This window comes from Chryseosolibacter histidinae, from assembly GCF_018598225.1.
GTDB classification, from domain to species: domain Bacteria; phylum Bacteroidota; class Bacteroidia; order Cytophagales; family Cyclobacteriaceae; genus Chryseosolibacter; species Chryseosolibacter histidini.
In genome coordinates this window covers 176,933-195,485 of record NZ_JAHESF010000013.1, presented here as the reverse complement: position 1 = coordinate 195,485, position 18,553 = coordinate 176,933, and the positions used below count along the sequence as shown (strand labels likewise).

17 protein-coding genes are annotated in these 18,553 nt (G+C 50.0%); 15 read left to right on the top strand and 2 right to left on the bottom strand.

Annotated elements, in window-relative coordinates:
• The first annotated feature begins 137 nt into the window (after nucleotides 1-137).
• Nucleotides 138-821 (top strand): (d)CMP kinase, encoded by a 684-nt coding sequence (cmk, locus tag KK083_RS15055; RefSeq protein WP_254164203.1) that lies wholly within the window; start codon nucleotides 138-140, stop codon nucleotides 819-821.
• 10 nt (nucleotides 822-831) lie between these two features.
• Nucleotides 832-1,395, top strand: coding sequence for a DUF502 domain-containing protein (locus KK083_RS15050; RefSeq protein WP_254164138.1), 564 nt, complete (start codon nucleotides 832-834; stop codon nucleotides 1,393-1,395).
• Between the two features lie 125 nt (nucleotides 1,396-1,520).
• Here KK083_RS15050 and mnmA read toward each other — a convergent pair whose 3' ends face one another.
• Both mnmA and KK083_RS15040 read right to left on the bottom strand, forming a co-directional pair.
• Nucleotides 1,521-2,693, bottom strand: a complete 1,173-nt coding sequence (gene mnmA, locus KK083_RS15045; protein WP_254164136.1) for a tRNA 2-thiouridine(34) synthase MnmA — start codon at nucleotides 2,691-2,693, stop codon at nucleotides 1,521-1,523.
• Nucleotides 2,694-2,735: 42 nt separating this feature from the next.
• A complete protein-coding gene (locus KK083_RS15040; RefSeq protein WP_254164134.1) occupies nucleotides 2,736-3,983 on the bottom strand; it encodes a peroxiredoxin family protein in 1,248 nt (415 codons plus the stop codon).
• Between the two features lie 95 nt (nucleotides 3,984-4,078).
• Here KK083_RS15040 and KK083_RS15035 point away from each other — a divergent pair, with 95 nt between their 5' ends.
• The 13 genes from KK083_RS15035 to KK083_RS14975 all read left to right on the top strand — a co-directional run bounded on the left by KK083_RS15035 (nucleotide 4,079) and on the right by KK083_RS14975 (nucleotide 18,450).
• Nucleotides 4,079-5,215, top strand: coding sequence for a CaiB/BaiF CoA transferase family protein (locus KK083_RS15035; RefSeq protein WP_254164132.1), 1,137 nt, complete (start codon nucleotides 4,079-4,081; stop codon nucleotides 5,213-5,215).
• 283 nt (nucleotides 5,216-5,498) lie between these two features.
• On the top strand, nucleotides 5,499-5,942 hold the full coding sequence (gene mraZ, locus KK083_RS15030; protein ID WP_254164130.1) for a division/cell wall cluster transcriptional repressor MraZ: 444 nt from the start codon (nucleotides 5,499-5,501) through the stop codon (nucleotides 5,940-5,942).
• Nucleotides 5,943-5,984: 42 nt separating this feature from the next.
• Nucleotides 5,985-6,341 (top strand): four helix bundle protein, encoded by a 357-nt coding sequence (locus KK083_RS15025; protein WP_254164128.1) that lies wholly within the window; start codon nucleotides 5,985-5,987, stop codon nucleotides 6,339-6,341.
• The gene (gene rsmH / locus KK083_RS15020; protein ID WP_262899531.1) at nucleotides 6,338-7,276 is read left to right on the top strand and encodes a 16S rRNA (cytosine(1402)-N(4))-methyltransferase RsmH; all 939 of its coding nucleotides are present in this window, start codon (nucleotides 6,338-6,340) and stop codon (nucleotides 7,274-7,276) included. The genes KK083_RS15025 and rsmH overlap by 4 nt, the downstream gene beginning before the upstream one ends.
• 57 nt (nucleotides 7,277-7,333) lie before the next feature.
• Complete coding sequence (locus tag KK083_RS15015) at nucleotides 7,334-7,729, top strand: FtsL-like putative cell division protein (RefSeq protein WP_254164124.1); 396 nt, start codon at nucleotides 7,334-7,336, stop codon at nucleotides 7,727-7,729.
• Complete coding sequence (locus KK083_RS15010; protein ID WP_254164122.1) at nucleotides 7,719-9,809, top strand: PASTA domain-containing penicillin-binding protein; 2,091 nt, start codon at nucleotides 7,719-7,721, stop codon at nucleotides 9,807-9,809. Before KK083_RS15015 ends, KK083_RS15010 begins: the two co-directional genes overlap by 11 nt.
• Nucleotides 9,810-9,819: 10 nt before the next feature.
• On the top strand, nucleotides 9,820-11,283 hold the full coding sequence (locus KK083_RS15005; protein ID WP_254164120.1) for a UDP-N-acetylmuramoyl-L-alanyl-D-glutamate--2,6-diaminopimelate ligase: 1,464 nt from the start codon (nucleotides 9,820-9,822) through the stop codon (nucleotides 11,281-11,283).
• A 33-nt stretch (nucleotides 11,284-11,316) separates the two neighbouring features.
• Nucleotides 11,317-12,546, top strand: coding sequence for a phospho-N-acetylmuramoyl-pentapeptide-transferase (mraY, locus tag KK083_RS15000; protein ID WP_254164118.1), 1,230 nt, complete (start codon nucleotides 11,317-11,319; stop codon nucleotides 12,544-12,546).
• Nucleotides 12,543-13,904 (top strand): UDP-N-acetylmuramoyl-L-alanine--D-glutamate ligase, encoded by a 1,362-nt coding sequence (gene murD, locus KK083_RS14995; RefSeq protein ID WP_254164116.1) that lies wholly within the window; start codon nucleotides 12,543-12,545, stop codon nucleotides 13,902-13,904. Before mraY ends, murD begins: the two co-directional genes overlap by 4 nt.
• Nucleotides 13,905-13,965: 61 nt before the next feature.
• The gene (locus KK083_RS14990) at nucleotides 13,966-15,180 is read left to right on the top strand and encodes an FtsW/RodA/SpoVE family cell cycle protein (protein WP_254164114.1); all 1,215 of its coding nucleotides are present in this window, start codon (nucleotides 13,966-13,968) and stop codon (nucleotides 15,178-15,180) included.
• Nucleotides 15,177-16,298, top strand: coding sequence for an undecaprenyldiphospho-muramoylpentapeptide beta-N-acetylglucosaminyltransferase (gene murG / locus KK083_RS14985; protein WP_254164112.1), 1,122 nt, complete (start codon nucleotides 15,177-15,179; stop codon nucleotides 16,296-16,298). Before KK083_RS14990 ends, murG begins: the two co-directional genes overlap by 4 nt.
• A 3-nt stretch (nucleotides 16,299-16,301) precedes the next feature.
• The gene (gene murC, locus KK083_RS14980; RefSeq protein ID WP_254164110.1) at nucleotides 16,302-17,696 is read left to right on the top strand and encodes a UDP-N-acetylmuramate--L-alanine ligase; all 1,395 of its coding nucleotides are present in this window, start codon (nucleotides 16,302-16,304) and stop codon (nucleotides 17,694-17,696) included.
• On the top strand, nucleotides 17,686-18,450 hold the full coding sequence (locus tag KK083_RS14975; RefSeq protein WP_254164108.1) for a cell division protein FtsQ/DivIB: 765 nt from the start codon (nucleotides 17,686-17,688) through the stop codon (nucleotides 18,448-18,450). The genes murC and KK083_RS14975 overlap by 11 nt, the downstream gene beginning before the upstream one ends.
• The last annotated feature ends 103 nt before the right edge of the window (nucleotides 18,451-18,553 follow it).

Genomic DNA, 18,553 nt, shown 5'->3' with positions numbered 1-18,553 from the left:
TTCAGGTCTCTTATATTGCTTCTCATGGCGGTCATCATTGTGATCGCTGAGGGGTGCGCATCATCGCATTCGGCCAAAAAGAAAAAACTCAAACCAGGAAGACCGATCCCCTGTCCTTTAAAAGATTGCTGATGAACCTGAAGAAAATCGTCATTGCAATCGATGGTTATTCAGCCTGCGGCAAAAGTACCACTGCGAAGCTGGTTGCCGGTATCCTGGGATACCGCTACATTGACACAGGGGCGATGTACAGGGCTGTTACGTTGTTTTTTTTAGATCATCACGTTTCGCTTACCAATCCCAAAGAAATTGCCAGGGCTCTGGCCCAGATCAATATCTCGTTCAAGGTGAATTCCAAGAATGTTACGGAGACCTATCTCAATGGCCTTAATGTTGAAGGCGAGATCAGAAAGATGCGGATCTCGGAACATGTGAGCAATGTGAGCACCATCAAGGAAGTAAGGGCCGCGATGGTTGAGCAACAACGGAGGCTGGGTAAAGAAAAAGCCGTGGTGATGGATGGCCGTGACATCGGTACGGTAGTATTCCCCCATGCCGAGCTGAAAATGTTCATGACGGCCGACGTGCTGGTGCGGGCTATCAGAAGGCAGCGTGAATTGATGGAGCGCAAGCAGCTGGTAGACCTCGATGAAGTGATCGACAATATTCTTCAGCGGGACAAGATCGATACAACACGGGCCGAAAGCCCGTTGCAGCAGGCGGATGACGCGCTGGTGATGGATACTACACACATCACCATCGACGAGCAGGTGGATGAAGTGATACGACTGGCCCTGGCAAGATCCATTCAGACTTCCTAACTTTCTGGGCATGAAAGCAATTGCGGGTAGATTTCTCCGGTACTTTTTCAGTGGAACATTATTCATTGTTCCCCTGGTGGCGACCGCCTATTTTATCTTCGTGTCATTTCAGTGGCTCGACAATCGCCTCAACCTGCCTTACCCCGGCCTCGGCTTCGCCATCATTGTGGCCGTGATCACGCTGATCGGTTATCTCTCCACCAACTACGTCTTCAAAACCATTGGCGAATGGTTCGACCGCGGCATGAACCGCATCCCCCTGGTGAAGCTGATCTATTCTACCGTCAAGGACCTGCTGAGTGCGTTCGTGGGAGATAAAAAGAAATTCAACAAACCGGTGCTCGTGCGCATTAACAAAGACAATAGCCTGTACCAGATCGGGTTCATCACACAGTCTGACCTCACTGACCTCGGTTTGAACGATATGGTGGTAGTATACTTCCCACACTCATACGCGTTTTCGGGATATCACTATTTCGTTCCCAAAGAAAATGTAAAGCCACTCAATGTGCCGGCTACGGCAGCCATGAAGTTCATTGTGTCAGGTGGTGTGAGTGGATTCAAAGACCACTGATAATCAGTAATCGGTAATCAGTAATCAGTGATCGGTAATCCGTGACCGGTGATCAGTAATCAGTAATCAGTCAGATTACAAGCACTCACCACCGATTACCGAATACCGCTTACCGTTTACCTATATCAGTTGATAACACCAGAGCCCACCAGCTCCTCATCCTTGTACCAGGCTGCGAATTGGCCGGGGGTGATGCTCTTCTGAGGCTTATCGAAGATAATGTAAAGCCCTTCTGCCTTTTTGTGCAGTGTGCATGCTTCGAGCTTCTGGCGATACCTGATCCTGGCCTCGTATTGCGCGGTCTCGTTCACATTGAGCCTGAGATCGGGTCTCACCCAGTGCTCATCGGCATTGGGAATGAACAATCCTCTTCTATAGAGACCGGGATGGTCGTCGCCCATGCCGGTATAAATGACATTCTCGTCAGTGTCCGTGCCGATGACGAACAGCGGTTTAGCGTGGCCGCCGATATTGAGACCTTTGCGCTGCCCGATGGTGTAGTAGTGTGCGCCGTTGTGCTCACCCACAACTTTTCCGAGGGTGGTCTCCAGCGTGTATGGCGTAGACAATCCAACAAGGTCATCAGCCGCGTAACCGTTGCTGAACGCAGTCGACTCAGCAGGCACTTCGATCACCTTTCCTTTTTTCGATTGCAGCTTTTGTTGCAAGAAGTCAGGCAGGTGCACTTTTCCGACGAAGCACAATCCCTGCGAGTCTTTTTTATCTGCCGTGACAAGGTTTATTTTTTTGGCGATGGCCCTTACTTCGGGCTTCAGCAGCTCACCGATAGGGAACAGGGAACGTGAGAGCTGCTCTTGCGTAAGCTGGCAGAGAAAGTAGCTCTGGTCTTTGTTCGGATCTTTACCGGCGAGTAGCCTGTAGGTTGTTTTTCCGTTTTGCTGGATCTCCGCTTTGCGTGCATAGTGGCCTGTTGCCACGAAGTCGGCGCCGAGTTTCAAGGCAGCATTCAGGAAGATATCGAATTTGATCTCGCGGTTGCAGAGCACATCGGGATTCGGTGTACGGCCGCGCTGGTATTCTGCGAACATGTAGTCGACAATACGTTTCTTGTATTCCGCGCTGAGGTCGATAGCCTGGAAAGGGATGCCGAGATGCTGTGCCACGATCATGGCATCGTTGCTGTCGTCCAGCCAGGGGCATTCGTTGCTGATGGTCACAGAGTCATCGTGCCAGTTCTTCATGAACATACCGATCACCTCGTAACCCTGCTGCTGCAACAGGTATGCTGTTACGCTTGAATCTACACCCCCGGATAATCCTACTACTACACGTTTCATTTCTTTAGCTTGAAGTTCCAGCTTCGTGCTGCGAGGGAACCTCTAATTTTTAGAAGTCAGATCCTCACTTAAAAGTTCATTCACAGTCTCGTTAAAGTGCTGCACAAACTGGTCGTAATACACGCCAGTGCCCGGGCCAGAAAAGCCTGTATGGATCTTTTTCACCTTGCCGTCTTTACCGATAAAGATGGTGGTGGGAAACGCCACTACGCGGTTGAGCTGCGGCAGTGTTTCGGAGGCCTTCGCTTTATCGTTCGTTCCGGCAATGACAAAATCATACTGCACGCCGAACTTGCCGGTCATTTTTTTTACGCGGTTGCTGGCATACTCAAAATCAGGTTTCCTTTCATAGGCAAGCCCGATGATCTCCACGCCGCGTTGTTTGTTCTGGTCATACCAGGGTGACAGGAATTTTGTTTCGTCCATACAGTTCGGGCACCATGTTCCGAAAAGCTGAAGGATCACCACTTTGTTCTTGTATTTCTCATCATTCAGCGTCACCGGTTTTCCATTCACATCCGGAAAGCTGAACTCGATCTTCTCGTATCCTTTCTTCAGATAGGTGAGCGACTCAGGGTCGGCCAGCGCAGCCTGATCATTCTTTTCGCCTGTCCAGAACTCCATATGATTCTTGCCGCTGTAGAATTCACCCATCAGCTTTCCATCGGCTTGTTTGGAAGCTGTGAAGATGTAGGCGTGGTTGCCATCGAAGGTGCTGAGCTGCAGCATGCCGTTGGCCACGTTGCCCTGCAGGTAGCGGTAATCTCCTGTTTCGGTGAGGAACGTTCCTGTTACGCTATCGCGGTGTTGTGTGAAGATCCCGATGGCAGGCGTGGTATCGTTCTCGCTGATGAAGTTCACGCTGTATTTTCCATTGAAGTCAGGAATGTTCGTGGTGTCTTTGGAGGGCTCGAAACGATAGCCCTGTCCATACACCGCAAGGAACGGGATGTTGTAATCCTTCTCGTAATTTTTGATGAACTCGCCCTGAAGCGTATCGCCCTTGATCACGGCTTTGATGTTGGCGTCGAAGATATGCAGGCCAATGTCTACCGAATCGCCGGAAACGGCAACCTCATCCAGCAGCAGCTTTTCGCCTGCGTTACGGATGTAGAGATCGTAGCCACCCTGTGCATCGTTCACCAGCTCGAAATTAAAAGGGAGTTGCTGGCCCTGGATCTCGATGGTTGCTCTCCAGGTTCCTTGTTTAAGAATGTTCGCAGTTTCCCTTTCTGACTTGCACGAAGCAAGGATCAATAAAACGGCACCGGTAGCCAAAAATCTGTTCATGGGCGAATTGATATGGTGACAAAACACAAAAATGCGAGAAATGATTTTACAATTCGGCCCCGGCAGTGGATTTTGCCTTAAAAATCAGTGAAAAAGTGAGCCAATTAAAAGGTTATAAGGTGCTGGAACTGGCCTCCGTGCTGGCAGGCCCTGCGGTAGGGCAGTTTTTTGCAGAGCTTGGCGCGGAAGTGATCAAGGTAGAGAACCTGACCGCGGGTGGTGATGTGACGCGAAGCTGGAAGTCTGCAGGAGAAAAAACCGATGACCGGTCCGCTTACTTTTGTGCTGTGAACTGGGGTAAACGTTCAATTGCAATCGATTTAAATACGATTGAAGGTAAAAATATCGTTCAGAAACTTGCCCGCAGGTCAGACATTGTGATCGCCAGCTACAAACCCGGTGATGCTGAAAAGCTCGGCGTCGACTACAAAACCTTATCGCAGGATCATCCGGACCTGATCTATGGGCAGATCTCAGGGTATGGGGCCGGTAATCCGCGCGTTGGCTATGACGCCATCATCCAGGCTGAAACGGGATTTATGTTCATGAATGGAGAACCGGGAGGGCCATCGCTCAAAATGCCGGTGGCGCTGGTGGATGTGCTTGCCGGTCACCAGTTGAAAGAAGGGTTATTGCTGGCCATGCTCGAACGGGTAAAAACCGGGAGAGGAAAACTGGTGGAGGTATCGCTGATCCAGGCTGCGGCTGCATCGCTGGTCAACCAGGCTAGCAACTGGCTCGTGGCTCACAAATTACCTCAAAAACAGGGCTCTGCGCATCCCAACATAGCACCTTACGGTGAAGTGTTCACAACGGCAGACGGCAAAGAGCTGATCATGGCCGTGGGCAGCGATCAGCAGTTCAGGGCGTTATGTAAATTGCTTGATCTCAATGAAGTGGCTGGCGATCACCGGTATAGTACCAACGCTTTAAGGGTAGAGAACAGAAAAGCCTTGGCGGCATCCCTAACAGCAAGGATCAGTACATTGTCATCGCAGGAGCTGATGCCGAAGATCCACGCGGCTAAGATCCCGGCGGGAATTATCCAGGACATGAGCCAGGTCTTTCAAATGGAGGAGGTTAAACAATTGGTGCTGCGCGGCAGCGGATTGCAGGGTGTAAGAACCTACGTTGCCCATGCTTCCCCAGATGATCCGGTCCAATTATCAGCACCTCCAAAGTTGGGCGAACATACCGACGAGATCATCCGGTTGTTGGACTCTGGTCTTTGATCAACGTAACTCCTTCCCACTTTATACCACTTTCCACATTTTCGGGGAACACAACCCTGGCAGCACCGTATTTTCCTCAGTTTTTAGCCTGAAAAGGCGGAAAAAAATCACGCTGAGATAAAAATCTGAAAAAAATTATCACACTTCCCAAGGCGAAAAAGCGGCTTTTTACGGCTTTTTGTGCGCTGTACTGGTAAAAAATGCAAAAAAGTGGGCGAAAGTGGTTGGAAGTGGCACGAAAATACTTATGTTTGCTTAGGAGGAAAAGACAACCACTACGTCTATGACTTTCTTCACCAGTGAATATGAGAGCAAGCTAGATTCCAAAGGAAGGCTGGTACTTCCTGCGCGGATCAAAGCTCAGCTTCCCGATGAGGGAGGTCAGGAGCTTGTGATCCGTAGGGGATTTGAGCAATGCCTCATACTCTACCCCATGGTGGAGTTCAAGAAAGTCTTCTCAAAAATTTCAGGTCTGAACGAATTCAACGAAGAGTACCGGAAGCTTCAGCGCAATTTTTTATCGGGAGTAGTAACCGTGGAGTTGGACAACAACGGCCGGTTCCTGATCCCCAAGAATATGCTGACGTATGCACAGATCGACAAGGATGCGATCCTGGTAGGTATGGGGAACAAAGTTGAGCTCTGGAATCCATCCATCTATGAGAAGCACTTGATTCAAGACCCCGGTGAGTTGTCTAAGCTAGCAGAGAAATACTTAAATGAATAAGCTGTGAGCTTTTAGCTGTGAGCTTCTAGTAAATGCACAGAGATGAAGAACTTTAAAAAGTTAAAGATCTGGCAAAAAGGAATGGAGATAGTGTTTAGGACGTATCAACTGGCTAAGCAGCTACCTTCAGTAGAAAAGTATGGACTGACTATACAGATCACGAAAGCAGCTGTATCCATTCCTTCGAACATTGCAGAAGGCAGTGCAAAAACGAGTAAAAAGGATTATAAAAATTACTTGGAGACGTCATTAGGATCTGCCTATGAGCTAGAAACGCAGGTGCTTATTATTGAGATGCTGGGATATGGTGACAAGGATATTGTAAGTAATCTTCTCAAGGATGTTGATGAAGAGCAAAAGATGATACATAGCTTCATTAAGACAGTGGGGGATTCATGACTCACGGCTCGCAGCTCGGATCTGGCAGCTCCTATCACCGCCCAGTGATGTTGGAGCAATGTGTGGAAGCTCTGAATATAAAACCGGATGGCGTCTATGTAGATGTGACATTCGGTGGTGGAGGGCACAGTCTGAGAATCCTTGAGCAGCTGAGAGAGGGAAGACTGATCGCTTTTGATCAGGATGATGACGCAAGGAAGGAAGCAGAGAAGATAAAGAGCCGTTCTTTTACATTTTGTCAGGCAAACTTCATGTACCTCAAAAAGTACCTGAAGCTGAATGGAGTAACCGAAGTAGACGGAATACTCGCAGACCTGGGGATCTCGTCACACCAGATCGATTCTCCGGAACGCGGGTTCTCAACACGGTTTGATGGTCCGCTCGACATGCGGATGGATAAGAACATTACGCAGACCGCTGCCGGTGTATTGAATGAATACCCGGAGGAGGAGCTGCACAAGATCTTCGGCATGTATGGCGAATTGAAAAATGCCAGAACTGCCGCCAGGCTGGTGGCACAGCAAAGGGTGAATAAACCCTTCGCGCGAACCGAAGATCTGAAAAGTGCGCTGCGGGAAATTGCTCCAAGAGGGAAAGAAAATAAATACTTCGCCCAGGTGTTTCAGGCGTTACGCATCGAAGTCAATGACGAGATGAAGGCGCTCGAAAATTTTTTGCACCAATCTGGCGAAGTGTTGACAACGGGAGGGAGGCTGGTGATCATGTCGTACCACTCCCTCGAAGACAGGATGGTGAAGAACTATATGAACAAAGGAAAGGTGTTCGGTGATGTGGAGAAGGACTTTTATGGAAACGAGATCAAACCTTTTGAGACCGTAACGCGAAAGCCGATCGAAGCTTCGGAAGAGGAGATCAGTGAGAATAGCAGGGCCAGGAGTGCCAAGCTGAGGGTGGCGGAGAAGATCGAGAAATAGTAGGCAGTAGGCAAAAGAGCAGTAGGCAATCAGGAGATCAACAATTGAAAATAGAAAATGGCGGAGAACAAATTTAAAATAAGCGCAAAACCGGAAAGCAAGAGAGCGGCGGGGTCGTCTGGCACAAGCGTCTTTTCCGGGTTGGAGAAGCGGCTCAAGCTGGAAGCTTATTTCGAAGAAGGTTTCCCTGTTCAGTATGTGCCCAAGATCCTTTTTGTAATGGCGCTCGGGTTGTTATACATCGGCAATACACACCATGCTGAAAAGACGGTACGCCAGATCAACAACATTCAGGCTGAAGTAGAAGACCTGCGGGCCGATTACACCACGCTGAAGGCTGACTTGATGTTTTCCAGCAAGCAGTCAGAAGTAGCGAGAAAAGTAAATGCTTACGGATTAAAAGAAAGTTTAAGACCTCCGCATAAAATTGTAGTGAAAGAGAGTGAATATTAAGAAGTCCATATTATTACGTGTCAGGGTGGCATTTCTTGCGGTGATGCTTTTTGCCATTGCCGTGATTGCCAAGATCGGCCATATCCAGTTTGCAGAAGGAGAGAAGTGGGCAGCCATGGGCGAGCGCATCTCTTTCGACTACAAGCGGGTAAAGGCAACCCGCGGAAATATATATTCAGACAACGGAAGTCTGCTGGCAACCTCTCTGCCCTTTTATAAAATTGCGTTCGATGCAACGCTTCCGAAAGATGACGTTTTCAAAAAAGGTGTTGATTCGCTCGCGTGGCATCTGGCAACGTTTTTTAAGGACAAATCGAAGAAAGAATACAAAGAGATGCTGATCGATGCCCGTGAAACCGGCAAGCAGTACATTGTTCTTAACCGCAAGCAGATCGACTACCAGGATAAAAAGACGATGATGACCTGGCCGATCTTCCGCCAGGGTCGGTTGAGAGGCGGAGCTATTTTTGAAAAAGTGGACGTGCGTTACAGGCCGTTTTCGAACCTGAGCCGCAGAACCATCGGTTACGTGAACGAGAATGATAAAGGGGTGGGTTTGGAATACAGCTTCAATCAGCATTTAGGTGGGCAGGATGGCTACGCTTATTATCAGAAGATAGCGGGTGGCATCTGGAAGCCGATCTTCGATGCCAACAACGTTAAAGCCGTTGACGGACTCGATCTTCAGACAACGCTCGATGTCAACCTTCAGGACGTGGCCGAAACAGCGCTTCACAAAGCCATGCTGCAGCACGATGCAGATGACGGCCTCGTAGCCGTGATGGAAGTGAAGACCGGTGAGATCAAAGCCGTTTCCAATCTCAGCAGCGACGGAAAAGGAAACTTCTATGAGAAATTCCAGTTTGCAGCAGCCATGAATTTTGAACCTGGTTCAACGTTCAAGCTCGTGACCATGATGGCATTGCTGGAAGACACCAACATCGAGCTTACCGACAGCATCGACACCGGCAACGGTGAGCACATGTTTTATAATAAGACGGTGCGCGACCATGAAGAAGGAGGCCTTGGCAGGGTAACCATTGCAGAAGCCTTTGAGCATTCATCCAACGTGGCCATGGCGAAGCTGGTCGACAAACATTTTGGCGTGAAGCCTCAGAAATTTGTGGAGTACTTAGACAGGCTGAAGCTTTCGAAACCGCTGGGCGTTCAGCTGGTGGGAGAGCCCATGCCGAAGATCACACGCCCCGGAGAAAAAGGATGGAGCGGGATCAGCCTTCCGTGGATGGCGTATGGTTATGGCTTCGAGTTCACGCCGCTGCATACACTGGCGCTTTACAACGCGGTGGCCAACGACGGTGTGATGATCAGGCCCGTATTTGTAAAGTCAGTGAAAAAGGCTGACAGCGAAGAAGAAAGTTATGAAACCGACGTGCTCAACAGCAAGATCTGTTCACGTGAGACCCTGAACAAGCTCAAGCTGCTGCTGGAAGGTGTTGTGGAAAAAGGTACAGCCAAGAATATCAGAGGTACGCATTACAGGATCGCTGGTAAAACAGGCACGGCCCAGATCCTTCAGAACGGACATTACACCAAGCGGTATATCACATCTTTCGCAGGATATTTCCCGGCACATGCGCCACGGTACAGCGCCATTGTGATGATCAAAAATCCGCGCGGATGGCAGCAGTACGGCAGCAGTGTGGCAGCTCCTGTGTTCAAGGAAATAGCGGATAACATTTATGCGAGGGACATCAACCTGCATGAGCCCATGGCGCTGAAGAAGTTCGCCACTTCAGATGTGCTTCCCGTGATCAAGGCTGGTAACCAGCAGGAGCTGACAATGTTATGCAATGAGCTGGGCATATCCACACACACCAATACCGAGGAGGAATGGGTGCGCTCCAGCAGAACAGGAAACGGTGTTAACTGGAAGAAGAATATTATCGGAAAGAATATCGTGCCCGATGTGAAAGGAATGACTTTCCGCGACGCCATTTATTTGCTTGAAAAATCAGGACTGAAAGTTTTTTATGATGGCAGAGGCAGGGTTGTGAAGCAATCACTGGATGCAGGCAGCAGGGTTTCGAAAGGTGACAGGATCTTTATACAACTGGGTTAAATGAGAGCACATGCGTGAATTGAAAGATATATTGTACAAGGTGTCCCTTACTTCATCGTTCGGAAACATGAACGTTGAGGTGAAAGGTATTTGCTTCGATTCACGCAAAGTGCAGTCCGGCTTTTTATTCGTAGCGGTGAAAGGCACATTATCTGACGGACATCAGTTCATGGACAAAGCTGCGGACCTCGGCGCGCAGGTGATTGTGTGCGAGAGGCTGCCGGACACGGTGAACGAGAGCATCACCTATGTTACCGTCAAAGACAGCGCACAGGCGTTGGGCATCATTGCGGCGAACTGGTTCGGCAACCCTTCTGAAAAACTGAAACTGGTGGGCGTTACAGGCACCAATGGTAAAACCACCACGGTAACCCTGCTGTACCAGCTCTTCAGCCGGTTGGGTTACAAGGCTGGCATGATCTCAACGGTTGAGAACAGGATCGGCGACCAGGTGATTCCTTCAACACATACAACACCGGATCCTATCCAGCTGAATGAGCTGCTGCGGAAGATGGTTGACGTTGCATGCGCCTACGCGTTTATGGAGGTGAGCTCACATGCGGTGGACCAGGAGCGTATTGCGGGGCTGAAGTTTGCGGGCGCGTTGTTTACGAACATCACACACGATCACCTCGATTATCACAAGACCTTTGAGAACTACATCAAGGCCAAGAAAAAATATTTCGATGAATTGAACAGCGATGCTTTCGCCCTGGTGAATGCCGACGATAAACGTGGTATGGTCATGATCCAGAATACGAAGGCGAAGAAATATTCTTTTGGGCTGAAGAAGATGGTTGACTATAAAGGAAAGATCATCACCAACTCCATCGAGGGATTGGAGCTGGAAGTTGCCGGCAAGAGCGTTTGGTTCAAGATGATCGGCGACTTCAATGCCTACAACCTGCTGGGCGTGTATGGCGCCGCGGTGTTGCTGGGTGAAGATTCAGATGAAGTGCTTACGCAGCTGTCGTCTTTGCGTGGCGCGCCGGGCAGGTTCGAGCTGGTTGCTCCGGGGTCGAAGTTCACAGCCATTGTTGACTACGCCCATACGCCTGATGCGCTGAAGAACGTGCTCGAGACCATCGCGCAGTTCCGCACGGGGCAGGAGCAGGTGATCACCGTAGTGGGATGTGGCGGCAACCGTGATAAAACAAAACGTCCGCTGATGGCTTCCATCGCGTGCAGGCTGAGCGATAAGGTTGTGCTCACCTCTGATAACCCGAGGGATGAGGACCCGATGGACATCATCCGCGATATGCAGACCGGTATTCTGCCCACTGAAGCGCGCAAAACGCTGGTGATCGCAGACCGTGAAGAAGCTATCAAGACCGCCTGTATGATGGCCAAGGGAAAAGATATTGTGCTGATCGCCGGCAAAGGCCATGAGACCTACCAGGAGATCAAGGGCGTGAAGCATCCCTTCGATGACAGAGAGGTTGTTGACCGGATGTTAAAACTGTTTAGTAATTAATGATGGGATTGATAATTGACAATTAAGAAATAGATGCTGTATTATTTATTCGAATATCTTGATCAATTAGACATACCGGGAGCGGGTGTATTTCAATACATCTCCTTCCGTGCGGGAATGGCGGCATTTTTCTCTTTGCTGATCACCATTACCTATGGAAAGACCCTGATCAATTTTTTGAGAAAGAAACAGATCGGTGAAGATATCCGCGACCTCGGCCTCGAAGGCCAGCTGTCGAAGAAGGGAACCCCGACCATGGGCGGGTTGATCATTATTGCCGCGATCCTGGTGCCCACCCTGTTGTTTGCCAAGGTCGACAACATTTACATCATCCTGCTGCTGATCACAACGGTATGGCTGGGTTTGATCGGATTCCTGGATGACTACATTAAGGTTTTCAAAAAAGATAAAAAAGGACTCGCCGGTCGTTTTAAGATCGTAGGGCAGGTGGGGTTGGGCCTGATCGTTGGCCTGACACTGTATTTCAGTCAGGATGTGGTAGTGCGTGAAGTAAGTCCTTCCGAGATCTCTACGGTGCAGATGAATGAGCTTCAGCGGAACGAAGAAGGTAACGTAGGATTTAAGGACGTCAAGTCTACCAAGACCACAGTTCCTTTCCTGAAGAACAATGAGCTTGATTACAATGACCTGGTACCCTTTGTTCCGGACGAGTACACCTGGGTGATCTATACGCTGGTGGTGATCCTGGTGATCACGGCCATCTCTAATGGTGCGAATATCACAGACGGTATCGATGGACTGGCAGCGGGCACTTCGGGCATCATCGGGATCACGATCGCTATCCTGGCCTATCTGTCGGGTCGTATCGACTTCAGTAATTATCTGAACATTATGTACATCCCGAACCTGGCCGAGCTTGTGATCTTCTGTACGGCGTTTGTCGGTGCGTGTCTGGGATTTCTCTGGTACAACGCTTTTCCCGCGCAGGTGTTCATGGGCGATACCGGTAGCCTCACGTTGGGTGGTGTGATCGCCGTGCTTGCCCTGGCGGTAAGGAAAGAGCTTTTGATCCCGGTATTGTGCGGGATCTTTATCGTGGAGAACCTGTCGGTAGTGATCCAGGTGGCGTACTTCAAATACACGAAGAAAAAATACGGTGAAGGCCGCAGGGTATTCCTGATGTCGCCGCTGCATCACCATTATCAGAAGCTGAACATACCCGAAGCCAAGATCGTAACGCGGTTTTGGATCATCGGAATATTGCTGGCGATTTTAACACTTGCAACCCTGAAACTGAGATGAAAGAGCGGATAGTAATTTTAGGTGCGGGAGAAAGCGGAACGGGCGCAGCCTTGCTCGCGAAAGCGAAAGGTTATGACGTTTTTGTTTCAGATCAGGGGCAGATCAAGGAAAAATACAAGGCTGAGCTGAAGCAGCATGGCATTGCGTTCGAAGAAGGGCTTCATACAGAAGATCAGATCCTCAATGCGTCGCTGATCATTAAAAGCCCGGGAATTCCTGAGAAAGCGGAGATCATTAAAAAAGTGAAGTACGCGCATATCTCGATCATCGATGAGATCGAGTTTGCGTACCGGTATATCGGCGACAGCAAAATTGCGGCGATCACTGGCACCAACGGAAAGACCACTACCACATTGCTCACGTATCACCTGATGAAAAGTGCAGGCATGAGCGTGGCGTTGGCGGGCAATGTGGGCTTCAGCATGGCGCGCCAGGTAGCGCAGCAGAAGTTCGACTGGTATGTGCTGGAGATGAGCAGCTTTCAGCTTGACGGAACAGAGACGTTCAAACCAGACATCGGGATATTGCTCAACATTACGCCTGATCATTTGGATCGCTACGAGTATAACATGCAGAACTATGTGAACTCCAAATTCCAGCTCATCGAGAACATGGAGCCACAGCAACACTTCATCTATTATGCAGATGATGCAGTGATCGCCACCGACCTGAAAACACGGGCCGTGGTTCCGCAAGAGGTTGCTGTTTCACTAAACCCGGCATCCGGTGTTCCTGTACGGTTCGATGGAGAGAAGATGACCTTTGATATTGCTGGCAAACGTTTCAGCATCGCCCAAAGTGAAACCACGCTGAAAGGGCCACACAACCTGATCAATACCATGGCTTCGGTATCGGCAGCGGTACTGGCAGGTGTGGAAGTGGAGGCGATCAAGGAAGGACTGAAAACGTTCAAGAACGCTCCTCACCGCCTCGAGCCGGTGGGAACGATCAAAGGCATTGAGTTCGTCAATGACTCCAAAGCTACCAATGTGGACTCCGTTGTCTACGCGCTGGGTAGCTATGACAAGCCACTGGTGTGGATTGCGGGAGGTATTGACAAAGGCAATGATTACAACCTCATCAAAGAGGATGTAAAGAAGAAAGTGAAAGTGCTGATCTGCCTCGGCAAGGATAATGAAAAACTGAAAAAAGCATTCGGTGGTGTAGTGCCCGAGATCCAGGAAACGCAGAGTGTTCCGGAGCTGGTGCGTATGGCGCTGAAGGCTGGCAGGGAAGGAGATGTGGTGCTGCTATCTCCGGCCTGCGCAAGTTTCGACCTGTTCAGGAATTATGAAGACAGGGGCGATCAGTTCAGAAAAGCAGTAGCGGAGCTGAAGAAGGAGATCGAAGGAAAATGAGTGAAGGAAAGAATTTAGAATATAGAATTTAGGGGTTAGAAGTAGTGTAATATTCACAGCTATGAAAAAAGTGAAGGAATGGGCCGACAACAATCTCCAGGGTGACAGGGTCATCTGGGCGGTGGTGTTTGCGCTGTCGATGATCAGCATACTCGTGGTGTACAGCTCCATCGGTACACTGGCTTTCAAGAAGACAGTGAGTCCCGAGTTCTTCCTTTTCAAACATACGCTGCACGTGGTCATTGGCCTTACGGCGATGTGGTTCGCGCATAAAGTGGATTATCGTTACTACTCCAGGCTTTCAAGGCTCGCGTTGTGGGTAAGCATCCCGTTGCTGATCTACACCTTCGTGAATGGTACCACCGTTAATAATGCGGCGCGCTGGATCGAAGTGCCATTGGTAGGATCATTCCAGCCTTCCGATTTTGCCAGCTTGGCATTGATCGTGAACCTGGCAAGCATGTTATCCAAACGCCAGCAGAATATCGATGACATCAAAGAATCGCTGATCCCCATTCTGTTCTGGTGTGGCGTGATCTGCGGATTGATCGCCCTTACGAATATGTCGACGGCCATCCTGTTGCTGATCACCTGTATGCTGATCATGTTCATCGGACGGGTGCCGACCAAGTATCTAGCCATGCTGCTTTTTGTTGGCGTGTTGTTCGGAGCGTTGGCATTCAAATTCGGTGTACGCGGCGGAACGATGGTTTCGCGTATCAAGGATTTTGCTGCATTCGTGCAGGGAGAAAAGGAACCTCAGTTCCAGGCCAAGCACGGCTACATCGCCATCGCCACGGGTGGGGTGACAGGAAAAGGCCCTGGCAACAGCGATCAACGGAACATCCTGCCGAACCCTTTTGCGGATTTTATCTTCGCCATCCTCATTGAGGAATATGGAATGATAGGAGGCATCGTAGTAGTGGCATTGTATCTCCTGCTGTTGCATCGCGGCATGAAGGCGGCCTATAACAGTGAGCGCGCTTTCGGAGGACTGCTTTCGGCAGGTTTGTGTTTCGATCTGGTCTGCCAGGCGATGGTGAACATGGGTGTTGTTGTAGGCCTGGGACCGATCACCGGTCAGCCACTGCCCCTGATCTCCATGGGAGGAACGTCGATGGTGTTCACGGGGCTTGCGTTGGGCATTGTGCTGAGTGTAAGCAGGGGCGAGCAGGATCAGCCCTGGCAGAAGCAACCGGTGAATGGCGAAGCGAAAGAGAACACGAAGGAGAATACAAAAGAAAATAAGAACGTATCAACAGCGCAGGCAGCGTGAGTAAAGAACAACCATATCGCCTGATCATCAGCGGAGGCGGAACCGGAGGCCACATTTTTCCGGCCATCGCCATTGCCAACGCATTCCGCGAACGGTATCCGGATGCCCAGATCCTTTTTGTGGGAGCCAAGGGAAGAATGGAGATGACACGGGTTCCGGAGGCCGGTTACAAGATCATGGGATTGTGGATCAGCGGGCTTCAGCGAAAGCTGACCTTTTCTAACCTGTTGTTCCCAGTGAAGCTGGTGGTGAGCTACGTGCGCGCAGCAATGATCATTAAACGATACCAGCCTCACGTGGTGGTGGGCACTGGCGGATATGCGAGTGGCCCCATCATGATGGCTGCGACGCGTTTCGGTATACCTGCCCTGATCCAGGAGCAGAACTCTTTCGCAGGCCTTGCCAACAAGCAGGTGGCGGAGAAGGCCAGTAAGGTGTGCGTTGCCTATGAAGGCATGGAAAAATATTTCCCGAAAGATAAGCTCGTACTCACAGGCAACCCGGTGAGAAAAGACATTATCGCGGTAGCGCAGAAAAGAGAGAAGGGAAGAACACATTTCGGTTTCGAGAGCAACCGCAAGACCCTGCTGGTGATCGGCGGAAGCCTCGGTGCCCGAACCATCAACGAGAGCCTGCTGGCCGGTATCGAGAAACTTATTGACGCTCAGGTGCAGGTGATCTGGCAGACCGGCAAAGGATACTACGAAGCCTACAGGGCACAGCTGACGAAGTACGATATGAGAAGGCTCAGGGTGCATGACTTTGTAAAAGAGATGGACCTTGCCTACGCCGCTGCCGATGTTGTGATCTCGCGTTCCGGTGCCCTCGCAGTGTCAGAGCTTTGTATCGCCGGCAAGCCCACCATCCTGGTGCCGTCGCCGAATGTGGCAGAAGACCATCAGACTAAAAATGCCATGGCGTTGGTGGAAAAAGATGCCGCCCTGCTGGTGGCTGATAAGGATGCGAGAGAGAACCTGGTAGATGAAGCGCTGAAGCTGTTGTTCGATGAGCAGCTGGCCCTGAAGCTGGGTGTGAACATCAAAAAGCTGGCGCGCCCCAATGCTACGGAAGACATTGTTAATGAAATTGAAAAAATTATAAAACCTGCGAAGGTATAAGCAGTGAAGTTAGAACAGTACGATAACATTTATTTCCTCGGCATCGGCGGTATCGGTATGAGTGCGCTGGCACGCTGGTTCATGAAGAAGGGACTGAGGGTTTCGGGTTACGATAAAACCGCTACTGCGCTCACGTCTTCGCTGCAGCAGGAAGGTATGGTCATACACTTTGACGACAACGTGCAGTCCATGCCCAAAGAAGTGATCGACGGTAAAGACAGAACGCTGGTGATCTTCACACCGGCTATCCCGAAAGATCACAAGGAACATGCTTACCTGAAAGAGAATGGTTATACCATCATGAAGCGCTCGGAAGTGCTGGGCCTCATCTCGAAGGATTATGTCACCATCGGTGTTGCCGGCACCCACGGCAAAACCACAACCTCGTCTATGGTGGCACACATTTTGAAAACAGCGGGCAAAAATATGGTGGCATTCCTGGGGGGTATCACCACCAACTACAACTCCAACCTGGTGATGCAGGGTGAGGTTACAAAAGATACCATCGCTGTGGCGGAAGCCGATGAGTTCGATCGTTCTTTCCTGCGTTTGTTCCCGCAGATCGCGATCGTTACCTCAGCCGATGCCGATCACCTCGATATCTATGGAGATCACGAGAGTGTTATCACGTCGTTCAAAGACTATATCAAACAGATCAATAAAGGCGGTTATCTCGTTATCCACGAGTCAGTAGCTGAAAAGCTCGCGGCAGACGTTAACCACGTTACTAAAAATATCTACAGCATGAGCCGGGGACAGTTTTTTGCCGGCAACATTACCGCGAGTAGCGGATTTTTTGAATTCGACATCCATGGATTGGGAAAGGTCGAACGAATCAGGCTCGGTGTCCCCGGTTTTCATAACATTGAAAATGCTATCGCAGCCTCTGTTGCTGCCAGCCATTGTGGCGTCGACCTTCAGACCATTAAAAAGGCGCTGGAGTCGTTCACCGGTGTGAAGCGCAGGTTCGAGTTTGTGGTGAAAGGCAAAAAGGTGATCTACGTTGACGATTACGCCCATCACCCGGCAGAGATCGAAGCTTTTCTCAGGTCGATGAAGTCTATGTACCCTAACAGAAAGCTGACGGTGATCTTTCAGCCGCACCTGTTTACGCGTACGCGCGACTTTGCAGAAGGGTTCTCACAAAGCCTTAGCCTGGCGGACGAGCTCCTGCTGATGGACATCTATCCTGCACGTGAGCTGCCGATCCCCGGCGTGGATGCGAACATGATCTTCAAAGACGTGACCAGTGCCGTGAAGATCCGCTGCAACAAAGGCGACCTCATGCAAAAACTTGAGAATATGGACATCGATGTGCTCGCCACGGTAGGGGCAGGCGATATAGATACCTTTATTGAACCGATTCGCAATATGCTGAACAAAAAATATGAAGTATAAGCTCAACATCAAGCGCGAGCTGAAGATTGGTGCGGTGTTGGTAGCGGTGTTTGGATTGATAGCTTTCACAGAAAGGATGAAGGGTGAGGTTGCTGTGCGCGATATTCAGATCAGGATCGATAACATCCATGAGAACCACTATGTGGAGGAGCAGGATGTTATAAACCTGATGCAGGTGAACCAGGAAAACATACGCGGTGCAAGCATCGAGAAGCTCAACTTCAAGGCCATTGAAAAGAAGATCAAGGTAGATCCGTACATCCAGGATGCCGAATTGTACAGCGACCTGAAGGGGAATCTTACCGTGAATGTAAAACTGCGCCGGCCCATCGCCAGGATCGTGCGCAACGATGGCCCTGATGGCTATGTGGCGGAAGACGGAACCATTATGCCCGTGTCAGAGAAGTTCACTTCACGGGTGATCCTGCTCAGCGGACCGTTTGTGAGACAGTTGTTGCGGCAACAGAACATGCATGAGACGGAAGAAGGCAAGCAGATCATGGAGATGCTGGCTACGATCAATGACGATGATTTCTGGAAAGCCCAGATCACCGAGCTTGACATTGATAACAAGGCAAGGATCGTGCTCTTTCCCCAGGTAGGAGATGAGAAGATAGAATTCGGAAGACCCGATAACCTGGAAGTGAAGTTCAGGAAGCTTCGGATCTTTTATAAGGAAGTGCTTCCGCGGGTGGGATGGAATAAATACAGCAGGGTAAACCTTGAATACGAAGGGCAGATCGTAGCAGAATAGTCGACAGTCCACAGTCGACGTCCACGGCAGCTGTGGACTGTGGTCGGTGGACTCGGAGAAGGTAAAGTAGAAAGTAGATAAGAGAAGAAAGAATTGAATTAAA

Bases quoted from the DNA above. Each gene is read 5' to 3' on its own strand.
- KK083_RS15050 (WP_254164138.1), top strand. From the start codon at position 832: ATGAAAGCAATTGCGGGTAGATTTCTCCGGTACTTTTTCAGTGGAACA.
- mnmA (WP_254164136.1), bottom strand. From the start codon at position 2,693: ATGAAACGTGTAGTAGTAGGATTATCCGGGGGTGTAGATTCAAGCGTA.
- KK083_RS15040 (WP_254164134.1), bottom strand. From the start codon at position 3,983: ATGAACAGATTTTTGGCTACCGGTGCCGTTTTATTGATCCTTGCTTCG.
- mraZ (WP_254164130.1), top strand. From the start codon at position 5,499: ATGACTTTCTTCACCAGTGAATATGAGAGCAAGCTAGATTCCAAAGGA.
- KK083_RS15025 (WP_254164128.1), top strand. From the start codon at position 5,985: ATGAAGAACTTTAAAAAGTTAAAGATCTGGCAAAAAGGAATGGAGATA.
- rsmH (WP_262899531.1), top strand. From the start codon at position 6,338: ATGACTCACGGCTCGCAGCTCGGATCTGGCAGCTCCTATCACCGCCCA.
- KK083_RS15015 (WP_254164124.1), top strand. From the start codon at position 7,334: ATGGCGGAGAACAAATTTAAAATAAGCGCAAAACCGGAAAGCAAGAGA.
- KK083_RS15005 (WP_254164120.1), top strand. From the start codon at position 9,820: ATGCGTGAATTGAAAGATATATTGTACAAGGTGTCCCTTACTTCATCG.
- mraY (WP_254164118.1), top strand. From the start codon at position 11,317: ATGCTGTATTATTTATTCGAATATCTTGATCAATTAGACATACCGGGA.
- murD (WP_254164116.1), top strand. From the start codon at position 12,543: ATGAAAGAGCGGATAGTAATTTTAGGTGCGGGAGAAAGCGGAACGGGC.
- KK083_RS14990 (WP_254164114.1), top strand. From the start codon at position 13,966: ATGAAAAAAGTGAAGGAATGGGCCGACAACAATCTCCAGGGTGACAGG.
- KK083_RS14975 (WP_254164108.1), top strand. From the start codon at position 17,686: ATGAAGTATAAGCTCAACATCAAGCGCGAGCTGAAGATTGGTGCGGTG.